Consider the following 13418-nt stretch of genomic DNA (forward strand, 5'->3'; position numbering starts at 1 on the left):
GATATAGCACAGAGCGCTAATTGCCCGGCTCTGTACTGCGTTGAGATGATTTCATGGCGACCCTTTTTACGGATCCGCTCGGCCGGCAGCTGTTGAGCCTGCTCACCGCGGATCACGGCCTCCCCGGCGATCCGGAACGCCGGGTGCTCCGGGACGGGTTGCAGCAGCTCCAGCTGCACGCCCAGGCCCAGGATGCGCCGCGCTCGGTGCGCATGGCGATCCGCGCCGCGCTCTCGGCGCTCCGGGCGGAGTTCCCGCCCCCTTGCCAGCCCTCCTGTCAGCCTCCCTGCCCGCCCCCGCCGCCATCGAACGCGCCGTTCGGCACGCTTCATCGGGCTGTTACAACCCGGAAGTAGAGGCATCCGGCGTGACGTCATCTCAGGAGCGCAGGCGAATGCCGGCCCATTATTGTATTAACCCGCTCGATCCGTATGCCGAGCAGGAAGTGCTGGTCACGTACGACGAGCACCGGCCGTTCGTCTCGATCCGCTCTGCGGTCGACGAAGAGGGCTACGACATCCTGAGCGACCTGTCCGAGGATTGCGTCCGCATCCTGCAGCTCGAGATCGCCGTGTATCACGGCCACAGCGAGCCCTATGCCTGGGCGCAGCACGCGGTCGACGTCGTGGCGGCGCCCGCTGCCGCGTGAGGCCGGCTTCCCGTCAGGGCCGGGTCGGCTCGACGGCGAGCGCCCCGAACTCGCTGACCATGCATTCGTGCATGCGCCGCAGCCACATATGCGCCTCCGTGGCGCGGGCTTCCGCCCGGTCGGCGCGCTCGGCCGCCAAGCGGACCTGCTCCTCGGCCCGCTCCGCGCGGGCGACCGCCTCGCGCATCGTCGCCTCGGCATGGCGGGCCCGGTCCTCGGCCGCCCGCGCCGCCGCATCGGCCTCGCGGACCGAGCGCTGCGCGTCCCGGACCGAGTCCCGCGCGCGCTTCTGCATCTCGCGGACCCGGGCGGCGACGCCCCGGACGGCCAGCAGGGAGGCCGACCAATCCTCGTCCTCGGCGGCCGGGGCCTCGGGGCCGGAGAACAGCGCGACCACCCGGTCCACCGGGTCGCTCTCCGGATGGGCTGCCGTCGCGCGGGCCGGGCTGGTCATGCCGCGGCCTGATCGGTCAGGCCGGAGAACTCGGACATGATCGCGTCCTGGACGCGGGCCAGCCATTCCTCGGCGTGACGGGCGCGCTCCTCCGCCGCCCGGGCGCGGGCCTCGGCCGCCTTCGCGCGCTCTTCGGCGGCCATGACCTGCGCCTCGGCGCGGACCTGCGCGTCCCGCGCCTGGACCTCGGCGATGCGGGCCCGTTCGTTCGAGGCCGTGATGTCGTCGCGGACCCGCTCCAGAACGTGCTCGATCCGCTCCTCGCGCTCGCGGGCCTGGGCCTCGACCTCCCGGGCCTGGCGGGCCGCGGCCTGCACCCGGTGGATCAGCGCATCCCAATCCTGCGGCGCGGATTGCGGCGTCGGCAGCGGGGCCTGCTCGTTCAGCGACGAGACCACCCGCAGGACGTTGCCGAGATTGGCCTCCGGCCCGGCATTCGGCTCGCGCTTCGGCTTGTCGGTGGCGCGGAAGCGCGGGTCGTTCAAAAGCCGCTGCAGCTCGCTCACGGGGCGCCCTCTCCCTGATGGTAGACTGAGATGCGATTAAACTGTCTGCATTGATTAACAAATGGTTAAAATCAAGTTCGCCCGGTGGGGGTTTGTTAACGTGGGCTGCGCGGTTGCTGGAATTCGGCCGGCCCGAACGCGCCCGGCCGGCCCCGTCCGCGACATCGGGATACCCGCCGCCGGCACGGGGCGGCGGAACTGTATCGGGCGGTTCCTGTTCCTCACAGGACGGGATCGGCTTGGAGGAACGAACTGATGCGGAACGGTGCCCAGGATCGAGGCCCGGCCGCTTCCGGTCCGGACCAGGACGCGGCGCGCGGGTTTACCGCCGCCCTGCGCGCGCAGGCGCAGGACTACACCGGCAAGCGCAAGGCCGACGCGGCGCGGGTCGTCTCGGATGTCGGGGACGCCATCCGGGGCACGGGCGCCAGCTTCGACGGGCTGCCGCAGCTCAAAGCCTTCTTCGATCAGGCCGCCCTCGGCGTCGACGAGCTGGCCGCGGACATCGGCCGCCGCTCGTTCAGCGAGATGTACGACGAGGTCCAGGCTGCGGCCCGGCGCCGCCCGGCCCTGACCGCGGCGGCCGCCATGCTGGCCGGCTTCGCGCTCTACCGGCTCATCAACGCGCCCGGAATCCGGCCGGTGCCGCGCTCGCGGGCCTTGGTCCCGGTCGACGTCCTGCCGACGCCGGACATCTAGAACGCTCGGCAACGGCCCTGGGCCACGCCCCGGATCCGGGTGCGAGGCGCCGACCCAAAATGATGGAACGCGCTGTCGTCGTCGGGCCGCTACCCCCGGCGCCGATGGGCGCTTGAGGAGGACAGGATGGCCGAGCCCGGCATACGCAGCATCCCGACCCTCGTCGGCGATGCGGTTCGCGAGTTGCGCGACCTCGTCGCGGACGAGCTGGCTCTGTTCCGGGCCGAGATGGCCCAGGGCGTCCACCGGATCTCGCTCGGTCTCACCCTGCTCATCGCGGCGGCGGTCCTGGCCATCACCGGGCTCTTCACCCTGTTGCTGGCCCTGGTGAAGGGCATCGCCGTCCTGGTCCAGTCGGATGCCCTCGCGGCCCTGATCGTGGGCGGCACCTTCCTGGTGCTCGCCCTGGGGCTGGGTCTGTATGGACGCAGCAAGGCGTCGCTCTCAGGTCTTGAGCCGACCCGGACGGGACGGCAGATCAAGCAGGACGCACAGATTCTCACGGAGCGCAGGGACGTATGAACAACTCGGCGGACGAACTCGAGCAGGATGTGGAGGCGAGCCGCGGGCGCCTGGATCGCACGCTGGGCGATCTGCAGGCCCGGTTCCAGGGGCCCGGCGTGCCCCGGGATCTCGCCGACCTCAAACGGTCGGGACAGGCCGCCGGCGAGGCGGTCGAGCGCTTCGTCGCCGACATGCGCGTCAACCCCGTGCCGGCGCTCCTGATCGCCGCCGGGGTCGGCCTGCTGGTCTATGACGTGTTCCGCTCGGCGCGCCGGCGCGCGGCCCTGACCCCGGTCGGCGCTTACAGGGGCTCTCAGGCGGCGGACGATCGGGGCCTGGCCGAGAACCAGCCGGAGCGGATGCAGGCGCGGCTCGACGAGGGCCTGGAGGAGAGTTTTCCGGGCAGCGATCCCGTCTCGGTGCGGATCACCAAATAGCGCGGCCCGGCCGCCTGGCCGGCCGGGGCGTGGAGCCCCCCTCGGTCGTCGGCCGAGCGCGTGCCGGCCTTCGACCTGACTCCGCCGGGTCTTCAGCGCGATCTGCTTTCGATCCGCGCCCGATCGTCATGAAATCGGGCGGGGATCGCAGACGGTCGGGGAACACGTCCGCACCCGGACCGGTATTCACCTCGGCGGCGCGCATCCGGGCGGCGCAGGGGGCCTGACATGACCGACCTGGACCTCCACGGCGACACCGAAACCGAGGCCGAGGTCGATCCCCTGGCGGCCAAGATGCCGGAGGTCCTGCGCCTCGCAACCGCGCTGGCGGAGCAGATGCTGGCCTCGCAGATCATGGGGCGCACGATCTCGGGCGAACAATTCACCGCTCTGGTGAGTGCCGCCCGCCTCCTTCAGGACAACAACGTGCCCTGGCCGCCGCTCGTCCAGGAAGTCGTCCACGAATTGGCCGAGCGGATGAACGCTGTCGGATCGGAGCCGGACGGCGCCGCGGGCTGACGGGCGCGTCGCGCGCCGTCCCGTGCGCCGGGCGGGCGCAAGGTGACGAGGTCCTCCGTGCGCTGCCCGCGGATGGGGCTTCCAACCGTCGCGCAGACGGGGCGCGAGACGCGAACGCCGTCGACATCCACGGGATGTCCCGGTCCCGGCCGGCCCAACCTTCCGGTGTCACAGATCGAGAGCCCAGCCATGTGGTACCTCTACGGCTTCGTGCTTCTCGCCGGCGTCGCCAATGCCGTTCAGGCGGGGCAGAACGGGGCGCTCTCCAAGGGGCTGGCCGAGTCGTTGACCGCCGGGCTGGTGGTGGCGGCCGGGACCGCCACCTGCATCCTCGTGGTCGGCCTGCTCTCCGGCAAGCTCACATGGCCGACGGCGGCCCAGGCGCTGGCGATGCCGTGGTGGGCGTGGTTCGGCGGGATCCTCGGCGGTTGCATCATCCTGGCGCAGTTCATCGTGGCGCGTCAGATCGGCGCCGCGCCGTTCCTCGGCCTCCTGGTCACCTCGGGCGTGGTCACCTCGATCGTGCTCGACCATTTCGGCTGGGTCGGCTTCGACCGGCATGCCGCCAGCCTCTGGCGGATCCTCGGCGGGCTTCTGATGGTCGCCGGCGTGGCGCTGGTCGCCGCGTTCTGAGCGGGCAACGCCCCCTCCGGTTGATCGGCCACGCCGACGCTCCGGAACAGGCCCCCCGGCGCGGGGTTGCTCCTGAGACGCACAAGGAGAACGCGATGCTGACGGGTGGTTTGCTGTGGCTGATCGGGGTGCCGATTCCCGTCCTCATCCTGATCTGGTTCTTCTTCCTCCGGGGGCGCTGAGCCGCGCCGGAACGACGCTTCGGACCTGCGCCCGATCGCGCGCAGGTCCGGCCCGCGGCATCCACCGCCTCGACACGCCCGCCCCTACGGTTCCTCTACCCCCATGCGCCTCGCCCTCGCTGCCCTCCCCTACATCGTCGCTGCCGGAGGCGCGCTCGCGCAGCAGCAGCCACCCACAGTCCCCGAATTGCTGACCGCGGAGGCGAAGGCCGCCCTGGCCTGCGAGAGCGGGGGCGATCCCGCCATCATCCGGGAGCAGTGCCGGCTGCGCGACCGCCTGAGCGGACGCCTGGCCCAGGCCGGCTATTGCTGGGGCCGCAAAGGGCAGAGCGACGAGAAGAAGGAGTGGCACGCCTGCCAACCCGATTCGATCTTCGAGGACGATATCGAGGCGGTGCAGCGCTGAGCGCGACACGGCGGCCGGCCAGGTTGCGCCGCCCTCGGGCTGAGCCGCGCGCGCCGGGATCGTGCGCCGCTGCGGCGTGGCCTCGAAACCCGCCGTGCCCAGCGCTTCGATCGTCCCGGCCCGGCCTCGGGCCGTCTCAGCGGGTCCCGGTGGAGCCGCGCGCCACCATGCGGCCGCTGAGGACGATCTTGCGCACCGGCTGGTCCGGCTTGGCGATCCGCTCGAACAGCCGCTGCATCGCCTGAGCCCCGATCTCGGCGACGGGCTGCTCGATCACGGTGAGGCCGGGCTCGATCAGGTCGGTCCAGGGCTCGTTGTCGAAGCCCGCCAGCGCCAAGTCCCGTGGGATTGCGAGGCCGAGGGCGCGGGCCGCCCGCACAGCGCCCATCAGGATCTGGCCGTTCGACAGGACGAGCGCCTCCGGACGGTCGGGGGCGGCGAGCCAGCGCGCGGCCGCATCCTCCGCGGCGGCCGCGTTCGGCGCGACCGTGCGGATGTCGGGCGTGAGCCCGTGGCGCCGCATCGCCGCCTCGTAGCCGGCCTGGCGCTCCCGGGCGGTGGTGCTGGTCGCGCCGAACAGGCCGCCGATCCGTCTCCGGCCCCGGGCGACCACGTGATCGACCAGGGCGGCGCTCGCGGTCACGTTGTCGAGGACCACGCTGTCGTGGGTTCCGGGCGGCCCGGCCCGGTCGATCAACACGACCGGGAAATCCAGCGGGCGGGCGCCGAGGCGTTCCAGCGTCACCCGGGTCGGGGCGAAGATCACGCCGGTGACCCGCTCCTCCTCCATCAGGCGCAGATACATCGCCTCGCGGGCCGGATCCTCGTCGGTGTTGCACAGGATCACCCGCAGGCCCGAGGCGAAAGCCGCATCCTCGACGGCCCGGCTCACCGCGGTGAAGAACGGGTTGCGGATGTCGGCCACGATCAACCCGATGGTCCGGGCCGCCTGCGAGCGCAGGCGCCGGGCCGAGAGGTTCGGCCGGTAGCCCGTCGCCTTCACGGCCGCCTCGACCTGCTCGCGCAGGGCGTCGCTCACCGGCCCGCGCCCGAGCGCCCGCGACACGGTCGCGGTCGAGACGCCCGCCGCCCGGGCCACGTCGCGGATCCCGACCGTCATGACCCGGCCCCTTCTGAGAAAACGTTATCAGCCTTCCGCCGCTCTGGTTGCCATCGGCCGCGCGCAACCGCAAGTCGCGTCGATCGGCGAAGCCCGCGCTGCGTTGACAACTTCTGTGAAAACGTTTTCAGTCGCGGCAACGAAGAGCCGGCGCCACAGGCCGATGCCTCAGCCGGGAGGAGAGCGCGCCATGCTCGCACCGACACCGAACCGTGAGCCGCGCATCCTCGTGCGGATCGCGGCTAAGCCGGCCACCAAGGAGGCGGCGATCCGCGAGGCGGCGCAGCTCCTCACCGCGGCCGGCTGCATCGAGGCGGCCTACGGCGAGAGCATGCTGCGCCGGGAGGCGGTGGCGAACACCTATCTGGGCCACGGCGTCGTCATCCCGCACGGCCTGGTCGATGACCGGCATCTGGTCCGGGAGAGCGGCCTCGCGGTGCTGCAGGTGCCGGAGGGCATCCTCTGGCACGACGGGCAGGTGGCCCATCTGGTGGTCGCCATCGCGGCCCAGTCCGACACCCACATCACGGTGCTGCGCCGGCTCACCCGGCTGATCCAGGACGAGGCGCGGCTGGCGCAGCTGCGCATCACGACGCGGGAGGCCGACCTGGTCGCGGCGCTGACGGAGGATGCGGCCGCCGCCGCGTCCGGTCCGGCCGTGGACCTGCGCCAGCGCTTCGACTGGACCGTCGATTATCCCGCCGGCCTGCATGCCCGGCCGGCCACCCGCTGGGTCGAGGTGGCGAAAGCCTGTCCGGCCCGGATCCAGGTCCGTCACGGCGCGCAGGTCGCCGACGCCAAGAGCCTGATCGGCCTGCTCCAGCTCGGCCTGCAGTGCGGCGACCCGGTCACGATCTCCGCCGAGGGCGACGACGAGGCCGGGGCTCTCGCCCGAATGCGCGCCGCGGTCACGGATCTGAGCGCCGGCGAGAAGGCGGCGGCGCAGCGGGCGACCGAGGCCGCCGCGAAGGCCGCGGGGCCGGTCGCCGGCTGGAACCCGTCCGACGCGCCGCAGGTCATCGCCGGGATCGGGGCCAGCCCCGGCATCGCCATCGGGCCGATCCACGTCCTGGCCAGCGCCGAGATCGTCGTCCCGGACGAGCCCGAGCCCCTGACCACCGGCGGCGACCGCCTGCACCGGGCGCTGGGGGCCACCGCCGACCAGCTGAAGGCCCTGGCCGACGACACCGAGCGGCGCCTCGGCAAGGCCGATGCCGGCATCTTCCGGGCGCAGGCCGAGCTGATCGCCGACACCGACCTGATCACCCTGGCCTGCCAGCTGATGGTCGAGGGCCACGGCGTCGCCTATGCGTGGAACGGTGCGGTCGACCGCATCGCCAACCAGCTCGCGGCTCTGGGCAACCCGGTGCTCGCCGGGCGCGCCGCGGATCTGCGCGACGTCGGCCGCCGGGTGCTGGCGCAGATCGATCCGGCCCTCAAGGGCGGCCACGACCTGCCGGACAGCCCCTGCATCCTGGTCGCCCCGGACCTCGCCCCCTCCGACACGGCCGGGCTCGAGCCGGCCCGGGTGCTCGGGCTCGCCACCGCCCAGGGCGGCCCGACCTCCCACACCGCCATCCTGGCGCGCACCCTGGGGATTCCCGCGATCGTGGCCGGCGGGCCCGGCCTGCTGGCGCTGGCCAACCGCTCGGAGGCGATCCTCGACGGCACCACCGGCCGCCTCTACTGCGACCCGAGCGCGGCCGACATCGCCGCGGCGCGCGCCTGGCAGGAGCGGCAGCGCGTCCAGGCTGAGGCCGAATCGCGCGCCCGCGCCCTCCCCGCCCGGACCCGGGACGGGCATGCCGTCACCATCGGCGCCAACGTCAACAATCCCGAGCAGGTGCCCTTCGCCCTCGACCAGGGTGCCGAGGGCGTCGGCCTGATGCGCACCGAGTTCCTGTTCCTGGAGCGGGGCGAGACGCCCGGCGAGGACGACCAGTACGCCACCTACCGGGCGATGCTGAAAGCCCTCGACGGCCGCCCGCTGATCGTGCGCACCCTCGATATCGGAGGCGACAAGCAGGTCTCGCACCTGCGGCTGCCCAAGGAGGAGAACCCCTTCCTGGGCGTCCGCGGCGCCCGCCTGCTGCTGCGCCGGCCGGACCTGCTGGAGCCGCAGCTGCGCGCCCTGTACCGCGCCGCCCGGGACCATGTCGGGCCGGGCGCCCCGACGGGCCAGGACGCGCCGCTCTCGATCATGATGCCGATGATCACCTCGGTGCCGGAGGTGCTGCGGCTGCGGGCGATCACCGAGGGCATCCGCGCCGAAATCGGCGCGCCGCCGGTGCCCCTCGGCATCATGATCGAGGTGCCGGCCGCCGCGATCCAGGCCGACGCGCTGGCCCGCCACTGCGACTTCTTCTCGATCGGCACCAACGACCTCACGCAATACGCCCTGGCGATCGACCGCCAGAACACCGAGCTCGCCCCGGAGGCCGATTCCCTGCATCCGGCGGTGCTCCGGCTGATCCGCATGACCTGTGCGGGGGCCGCGCGCCACGGGCGCTTCGTCGGCGTCTGCGGGGGCATCGCCGGGGATCCGTTCGGCGCCTGCCTGCTGGCCGGGCTCGGCGTCCACGAGCTGTCGATGACCCCGCGGGACCTGCCCGGCGTCAAGGCGCGCCTGCGCGCGGCCGAGCTCGGCGCGCTCCAGGCGCTCGCGGCCCGCGCCTGCGACCAGGAGGACGCCGCCGCGGTCCGCGCCCTCGACCCGGGGGAGGCCGCGTGAGCGCGATCGTCACCCTCACGTTGAACCCGGCGATCGACCAGACCGTCCTCCTCGACGCCCTGGTCCCGGGGGCCGTGCACCGGGCCCGCGCCGTGACCGCCCATGCCGGCGGCAAGGGCGTCAACGTCGCCTGCTGCCTGGCCGATTGGGGCCTGCCGGTCACGGCGGCCGGGATCCTCGGCGCCGACAATGCCGGCCCGTTCGACCAGGTGCTCGCCGCGAAGGGCATTGCCGACGGCTTCGTTCGCATCCCGGGCGAGACCCGGACCAACCTGAAGCTCCTGGACCAGCGCTCCGGCGAGACCACCGACATCAACCTGCCCGGCCTCGCGGTCACCGGCGCCGACCTCGACGCGGCCCGGGCCGCTTTGCTCGACCGGGTGGAAGCGGGCACCCGGGTGGTGCTCGCCGGCAGCCTGCCGGGGGGGCTGCCGCCGGAGACCTACGCGGACCTCACCCGCCGCCTGAAGGCCCGGGGCGCCCGGGTGGTGCTCGACGCCTCCGGGCCCGCCCTCGCCGCCGCGCTGGCGGCGGACGTCCTGCCCGACGCGGTCAAGCCGAACCGGCACGAGCTGGAGGAATGGGCCGGCTGCCCGCTCCCCGGCCTCGGCGCCGTGCGGGAGGCGGCGTCGCGCCTGCGGGCGCAGGGCATCCCGGTGGTCGTGGTCTCCCTCGGGGCCGAAGGGGCGCTGTTCCTGACCGAGCGCGGCAGCGTCCACGCGCATCCCCCGGCGACGCCGGTGACGAGCACGGTCGGGGCGGGCGATGCCCTGGTGGCCGGCCTCGTGGCCGCCCTCGAGGCCGATCTGGACCTCGCCGGGATCGCGCGCCGCGCCCTGGCTTTCGCGGCCGGGAAGCTGACCCGGGCGGGCGCGAACCTGCCCCCGCGCGACGCCCTGGATGCCATCGCGCGGTCGGTCCGCGTCGAGCCGCTGGACTGAGCGCGGCCCCGGATCGGTCGGGTCATCGAGACAGCTTGGAGGACGGTATGGCGCGGTTGTTGGCGGTGGTCGAAGGCGGGGAGCGCTCGACGCTGGCCGTCCTGGCGCTGGAGGCGCTGCGCAAGGCGGCGGCCCGGCGCAACCAGCCGATCGCCCTCGAACTGCGCGGCGCTCCGGGCGCCAACCCGCTGCCGGAGGACGCGATCCGCGACGCCGGGGCGGTGCTGCTGGTCGGCGCAGGCGATCTCGATGCCCGCCGCTTCGGCGCGCTCCGGCCGGTGCGCGCGGCGATCGAGGAGGTCCTCACCGACGTGGACGGCGTGCTGGACCGGGCGCTCGCCGATGCGGCCGCTGCGCCGGCCGCGCCCGCGGCGGGCAATCCCAAGACCATCGTGGCGGTGACCTCCTGCCCCACCGGCATCGCCCACACCTTCATGGCGGCCGAGGGACTCCAGGCGGCGGCCCAGGCCCTCGGCCACGCGATCCGGGTGGAGACACAGGGCTCGGTCGGCGCCCGCGACACCCTCACGGCCTCCGAGATCGCCCAGGCCGACCTCGTGCTGATCGCCGCCGATACCGGGGTCGACCGGGCCCGCTTTGCCGGCAAGCAGGTCTACGCCACCACCACCAAGGCGGCGATCCGCGACGGCAAGGGCCTGATCGCCACGGCCCTGGCGGAGGCCCGGGTTCAGCCGGCGGCCGGCGCGGATTCCGGGGCTGCGCCGGCACGGCCCGAGGCGGCCGAGCGGCAGGCCGGTGCCTACAAGCACCTGATGACCGGCGTCTCGTTCATGCTGCCCTTCGTGGTGGCGGGCGGCCTGCTCATCGCCCTCGCCTTCGCGGTCGGCGGCATCGACGCCATGGCGCCCGGCAATGCCGGCACGCTCGGCTACGCGCTCGGCCAGATCGGCGCCAAGGGCGCCTTCGCGCTGATCGTGCCGGCGCTGGCCGGCTACATCGCCTACTCGATCTCCGACCGGCCCGGCATCGCCCCGGGCATGATCGGCGGCATGCTGGCGGCGAACCTCCAGGCCGGCTTCCTCGGCGGCATCGCGGCGGGTTTCATTGCCGGCTACACGACTCGCTTCCTCAACCGGCACATCCGGCTGCCGCGCAATCTCGAGGGGCTGAAGCCGGTCCTGATCCTGCCGCTGCTCGCCACCACGCTCACCGGGCTGCTGATGATCTACGTGGTCGGGGTGCCGGTGGCGGCGGCGCTGGCCGCCCTGACCGGCTGGCTCAAGGGCATGCAGGGGGCGAGCGCGCTGGTGCTCGGCCTGGTGCTCGGCGGCATGATGGCGATCGACATGGGCGGGCCGATCAACAAGGCCGCCTACGCCTCGGCGGCGGCCCTGCTCTCCTCCGGGGTCGACGCGCCCATGGCGGCGGTGATGCTCGGCGGCATGACGCCCCCGCTCGGCCTCGCCCTGGCGACCCGCCTGTTCCCGGCCCGGTTCACGGCCCCCGAACGCGAGGCCGGGGGCGCGGCCGCCGTGCTCGGCGCGGCCTTCATCACCGAGGGGGCGATCCCGTTCGCCGCAGCCGACCCGCTGCGGGTGATCCCCGCCCTGGTCGCCGGCTCATCCGTGGCCGGCGCGCTGGCGCTCTCCCTCGGGGTGACCCTGAAGGTCCCCCATGGCGGCCTGTTCATCCTGCCGATCCCGAACGCGGTCACCCATCTCGGCGCCGCGATCCTGGCGCTGGTTGCCGGCACCGTCGTCACCGCGGTGACGGTGGGCCTCCTCAAGAAGGGTGCAGCCGGAGCCGCCTCCGGCGCCTGAGCCCCGCACCCTCGAACCTGTGCGCCGGAAGCCCGAACGTCCGAAAGCCGGCCGGGCCAGCCCTTCGGGCCTCTTCGCCGGCGCGTCGAAGGCAGGCTCGGTGACTCGGCTTGGCTGCGTCTGCGGCACCACAGCGGCGGTCGCCGCCCGCCGGGCAGGTTCGCGGATCGGACGACCGCAACGCGGGAAGGCCCGGACGGACATGCCCCGGCGGCCCACGGCATGACCGCGGGTCGTCCATCTTCGATCTGTCGGAAAAGGTGGGCCCCGGGGCCGAAGCCCCGGGTTCTGTTTCTACGGCTGCCCTGCCGCAAGATGCTTACGCCGCGAGGCGGGCATCCATGACAACGTTATCGTTGGCATTTAGAGTTTTGGTCAGGTGCTCGGAACAGGGGTTGCCTGCGCCGAACCGGTCGAGTCCTTACCGAAAGTCGCATCTTATCCTGCCGAAACAGGACAGAACTCGCGGTCCCTTTACCGTCCAGTCGAACCTAACTTCGCCCCCAGCAGAAACCCCCTGGCTGCAAGCCGCCGATGCGTGGCTGCCTGCACGACCCCCGCGCGATGGCCGGGGCAGGATGTTTCTGGTGGAGGCGCCGGGTACCGCCCCCGGGTCCTGAAACGTTATTACGAACCGGTCGTCAACTTCACGGGCATCCTACCGCGTGTGGGGCCGAAGGTCTACAGGTCCGTGCGGATCGGGACAGCCACGGTCTCGGCGGAGATGATCGACGCTCCGCACCCTTCGCCCCGGCGCCGACACCGAAGCATCCCTGAGGCCTCGCCCCGGGGGATCGCCCGCCCGGACGGGGTCGGTCGGCATACGGCTCGCACCGGCCTGGTTTGGGCGCTATGGGCTTACGCCGCCATCGGTTGCCGCGGCCGCGCGAGGCCGTCCGCCAGTCTGGTTAGGAAAAGCCGAACATGCCGAACACGTTGGGTCTCAACCGCACCCTCGGGAGCGCCATCGGCGTCATCGCGCTGGTCTCGGTGCTCAGCAGCGGGGCGGTCCTGCTGACCCGCGGCCAGCTGCAGGACGCGAACGAAACCCTGAATCGCTCGAACCAGACGATCCGCGGCCTCGATGCCTTCCGCAACGCCATGCTCAACCAGGAGACGGGGCTGCGCGGCTATCTCATCACCGGCCGGGAGGGCAGCCTCGAACCCTACCGGCAGGGGCAGCCGGCCCTGGACGCGGCGATCGATCGCCTCAAAGGCTTGATCGGAACGGATGCCGCCGCGTCGCGCCTGCTGGCCGATGCCGTGACGGCGGCCCGCACCTGGCAGACCGATATCGGCCAGGCCGTCATCCGGGGCGCGGCCGACCCGGCGACCCGGGCCGAGGCGGTGCGGATCGAATCCGCGGGCACCGGCAAGCAGCTGTTCGACACGCTGCGCGACAAGCTCGCCGCCATCGAGAGCCTGGAGGAGGCCCATCGGGCGGCGCTGAACCAGCGGGTCGCCCAGGCCGAACGCAACGAGAGCCTCGCCCTGTGGGGCGGCACCCTGCTCACGCTCCTGATCTGCGCCGGGATCGGCATCGCCATCAACCGCCTGATCGTCCGGCCCCTCGGAGACGTGATGGGGTTCGTCGAGCGGGTCGGCGCGGGAGATCTGTCGGGCCGGCTGCATTCCGGCGGACGTCACGAGATCGCGCGCCTGGGGCGCACGCTGAACGCGATGGTGGACGGCCTGTCCGATCTCGCCCGGACCAACCGCGCCGCCACCGCCGACCTCAACGCCGCCGCCGCCGAGATCCGCGCCTCGGCCCAGCAGCAGGCGGCCTCGGTGGAGGAGCAATTCGCCGCCGTGCAGGAGACCGCCGCCACGGTGGACGAGATCACCCATTCCGGCGC

General features: G+C 72.9%; 16 protein-coding genes and 1 other RNA gene. 13 read left to right on the forward strand and 4 right to left on the reverse strand.

The features are described from left to right. Window positions 1-53 precede the first annotated feature (53 nt). Together BMZ47_RS23220 and BMZ47_RS23225 are read left to right on the forward strand one after the other, a co-directional pair. Window positions 54-356, forward strand: a complete 303-nt coding sequence (locus BMZ47_RS23220; RefSeq protein ID WP_091864393.1) for a hypothetical protein — start codon at window positions 54-56, stop codon at window positions 354-356. A 38-nt stretch (window positions 357-394) separates the two neighbouring features. Then, complete coding sequence (locus BMZ47_RS23225; protein WP_007558197.1) at window positions 395-649, forward strand: hypothetical protein; 255 nt, start codon at window positions 395-397, stop codon at window positions 647-649. A gap of 13 nt (window positions 650-662) precedes the next feature. Here BMZ47_RS23225 and BMZ47_RS23230 read toward each other — a convergent pair whose 3' ends face one another. Next, window positions 663-1103: a hypothetical protein gene (locus tag BMZ47_RS23230; RefSeq protein ID WP_091864394.1), complete on the reverse strand. Its 441-nt coding sequence runs from the start codon at window positions 1101-1103 to the stop codon at window positions 663-665. Further along, window positions 1100-1609: a hypothetical protein gene (locus tag BMZ47_RS23235; protein WP_091864395.1), complete on the reverse strand. Its 510-nt coding sequence runs from the start codon at window positions 1607-1609 to the stop codon at window positions 1100-1102. Before BMZ47_RS23235 ends, BMZ47_RS23230 begins: the two co-directional genes overlap by 4 nt. A 255-nt stretch (window positions 1610-1864) precedes the next feature. On the opposite strand from BMZ47_RS23235, the gene BMZ47_RS23240 reads away from it, so the two are divergent. From BMZ47_RS23240 to BMZ47_RS23265, 7 genes are all read left to right on the forward strand, one after another. Then, window positions 1865-2308 (forward strand): hypothetical protein, encoded by a 444-nt coding sequence (locus BMZ47_RS23240; RefSeq protein ID WP_091864396.1) that lies wholly within the window; start codon window positions 1865-1867, stop codon window positions 2306-2308. A 126-nt stretch (window positions 2309-2434) separates the two neighbouring features. Beyond that, on the forward strand, window positions 2435-2830 hold the full coding sequence (locus tag BMZ47_RS23245; protein ID WP_007558192.1) for a phage holin family protein: 396 nt from the start codon (window positions 2435-2437) through the stop codon (window positions 2828-2830). Next, window positions 2827-3249 (forward strand): DUF3618 domain-containing protein, encoded by a 423-nt coding sequence (locus tag BMZ47_RS23250; protein ID WP_091864397.1) that lies wholly within the window; start codon window positions 2827-2829, stop codon window positions 3247-3249. The genes BMZ47_RS23245 and BMZ47_RS23250 overlap by 4 nt, the downstream gene beginning before the upstream one ends. Before the next feature lie 228 nt (window positions 3250-3477). Then, window positions 3478-3768 (forward strand): hypothetical protein, encoded by a 291-nt coding sequence (locus tag BMZ47_RS23255; protein WP_091864398.1) that lies wholly within the window; start codon window positions 3478-3480, stop codon window positions 3766-3768. A 189-nt stretch (window positions 3769-3957) separates the two neighbouring features. After that, window positions 3958-4401 carry a DMT family transporter gene (locus tag BMZ47_RS23260; protein ID WP_007558189.1) on the forward strand — a complete coding sequence of 148 codons (444 nt, stop codon included), beginning with the start codon at window positions 3958-3960 and terminating at the stop codon, window positions 4399-4401. 20 nt (window positions 4402-4421) lie between these two features. Further along, on the forward strand, window positions 4422-4583 hold the full coding sequence (locus tag BMZ47_RS28695) for a hypothetical protein (RefSeq protein ID WP_160320632.1): 162 nt from the start codon (window positions 4422-4424) through the stop codon (window positions 4581-4583). A 103-nt stretch (window positions 4584-4686) separates the two neighbouring features. Then, on the forward strand, window positions 4687-4989 hold the full coding sequence (locus tag BMZ47_RS23265; RefSeq protein WP_091864399.1) for a hypothetical protein: 303 nt from the start codon (window positions 4687-4689) through the stop codon (window positions 4987-4989). A gap of 136 nt (window positions 4990-5125) precedes the next feature. Here BMZ47_RS23265 and BMZ47_RS23270 read toward each other — a convergent pair whose 3' ends face one another. After that, entirely contained in the window at window positions 5126-6109 is a 984-nt protein-coding gene (locus BMZ47_RS23270; RefSeq protein WP_091864400.1) for a LacI family DNA-binding transcriptional regulator, read from the reverse strand. A gap of 190 nt (window positions 6110-6299) precedes the next feature. On the opposite strand from BMZ47_RS23270, the gene ptsP reads away from it, so the two are divergent. The 3 genes from ptsP to BMZ47_RS23285 are packed head-to-tail and all read left to right on the forward strand — an operon-like array spanning window position 6300 to window position 11562. Further along, a complete protein-coding gene (ptsP, locus tag BMZ47_RS23275) occupies window positions 6300-8840 on the forward strand; it encodes a phosphoenolpyruvate--protein phosphotransferase (protein WP_091864401.1) in 2541 nt (846 codons plus the stop codon). Further along, on the forward strand, window positions 8837-9781 hold the full coding sequence (gene pfkB, locus BMZ47_RS23280) for a 1-phosphofructokinase (RefSeq protein WP_091864402.1): 945 nt from the start codon (window positions 8837-8839) through the stop codon (window positions 9779-9781). Before ptsP ends, pfkB begins: the two co-directional genes overlap by 4 nt. 47 nt (window positions 9782-9828) lie before the next feature. Beyond that, complete coding sequence (locus tag BMZ47_RS23285) at window positions 9829-11562, forward strand: fructose-specific PTS transporter subunit EIIC (RefSeq protein WP_091864403.1); 1734 nt, start codon at window positions 9829-9831, stop codon at window positions 11560-11562. Window positions 11563-12028: 466 nt separating this feature from the next. Here the strand turns inward: BMZ47_RS23285 and ssrA are convergent. Next, window positions 12029-12199, reverse strand: a transfer-messenger RNA (tmRNA) gene (ssrA, locus tag BMZ47_RS29340). 287 nt (window positions 12200-12486) lie between these two features. On the opposite strand from ssrA, the gene BMZ47_RS23295 reads away from it, so the two are divergent. Then, window positions 12487-13418 (forward strand): CHASE3 domain-containing protein (locus tag BMZ47_RS23295; RefSeq protein ID WP_139221052.1); only part of this gene is annotated, 932 nt, incomplete at its 3' end.

It is taken from the genome of Methylobacterium brachiatum (assembly GCF_900113845.1).
Lineage (GTDB): Bacteria > Pseudomonadota > Alphaproteobacteria > Rhizobiales > Beijerinckiaceae > Methylobacterium > Methylobacterium brachiatum.

Excerpts from the sequence above, each read along its gene's own strand:
- BMZ47_RS23220 (WP_091864393.1), top strand. The coding sequence starts at position 54 with ATGGCGACCCTTTTTACGGATCCGCTCGGCCGGCAGCTGTTGAGCCTG.
- BMZ47_RS23225 (WP_007558197.1), top strand. The coding sequence starts at position 395 with ATGCCGGCCCATTATTGTATTAACCCGCTCGATCCGTATGCCGAGCAG.
- BMZ47_RS23230 (WP_091864394.1), bottom strand. The coding sequence starts at position 1,103 with ATGACCAGCCCGGCCCGCGCGACGGCAGCCCATCCGGAGAGCGACCCG.
- BMZ47_RS23240 (WP_091864396.1), top strand. The coding sequence starts at position 1,865 with ATGCGGAACGGTGCCCAGGATCGAGGCCCGGCCGCTTCCGGTCCGGAC.
- BMZ47_RS23245 (WP_007558192.1), top strand. The coding sequence starts at position 2,435 with ATGGCCGAGCCCGGCATACGCAGCATCCCGACCCTCGTCGGCGATGCG.
- BMZ47_RS23250 (WP_091864397.1), top strand. The coding sequence starts at position 2,827 with ATGAACAACTCGGCGGACGAACTCGAGCAGGATGTGGAGGCGAGCCGC.
- BMZ47_RS23255 (WP_091864398.1), top strand. The coding sequence starts at position 3,478 with ATGACCGACCTGGACCTCCACGGCGACACCGAAACCGAGGCCGAGGTC.
- BMZ47_RS23260 (WP_007558189.1), top strand. The coding sequence starts at position 3,958 with ATGTGGTACCTCTACGGCTTCGTGCTTCTCGCCGGCGTCGCCAATGCC.
- BMZ47_RS23265 (WP_091864399.1), top strand. The coding sequence starts at position 4,687 with ATGCGCCTCGCCCTCGCTGCCCTCCCCTACATCGTCGCTGCCGGAGGC.
- BMZ47_RS23270 (WP_091864400.1), bottom strand. The coding sequence starts at position 6,109 with ATGACGGTCGGGATCCGCGACGTGGCCCGGGCGGCGGGCGTCTCGACC.
- ptsP (WP_091864401.1), top strand. The coding sequence starts at position 6,300 with ATGCTCGCACCGACACCGAACCGTGAGCCGCGCATCCTCGTGCGGATC.
- BMZ47_RS23285 (WP_091864403.1), top strand. The coding sequence starts at position 9,829 with ATGGCGCGGTTGTTGGCGGTGGTCGAAGGCGGGGAGCGCTCGACGCTG.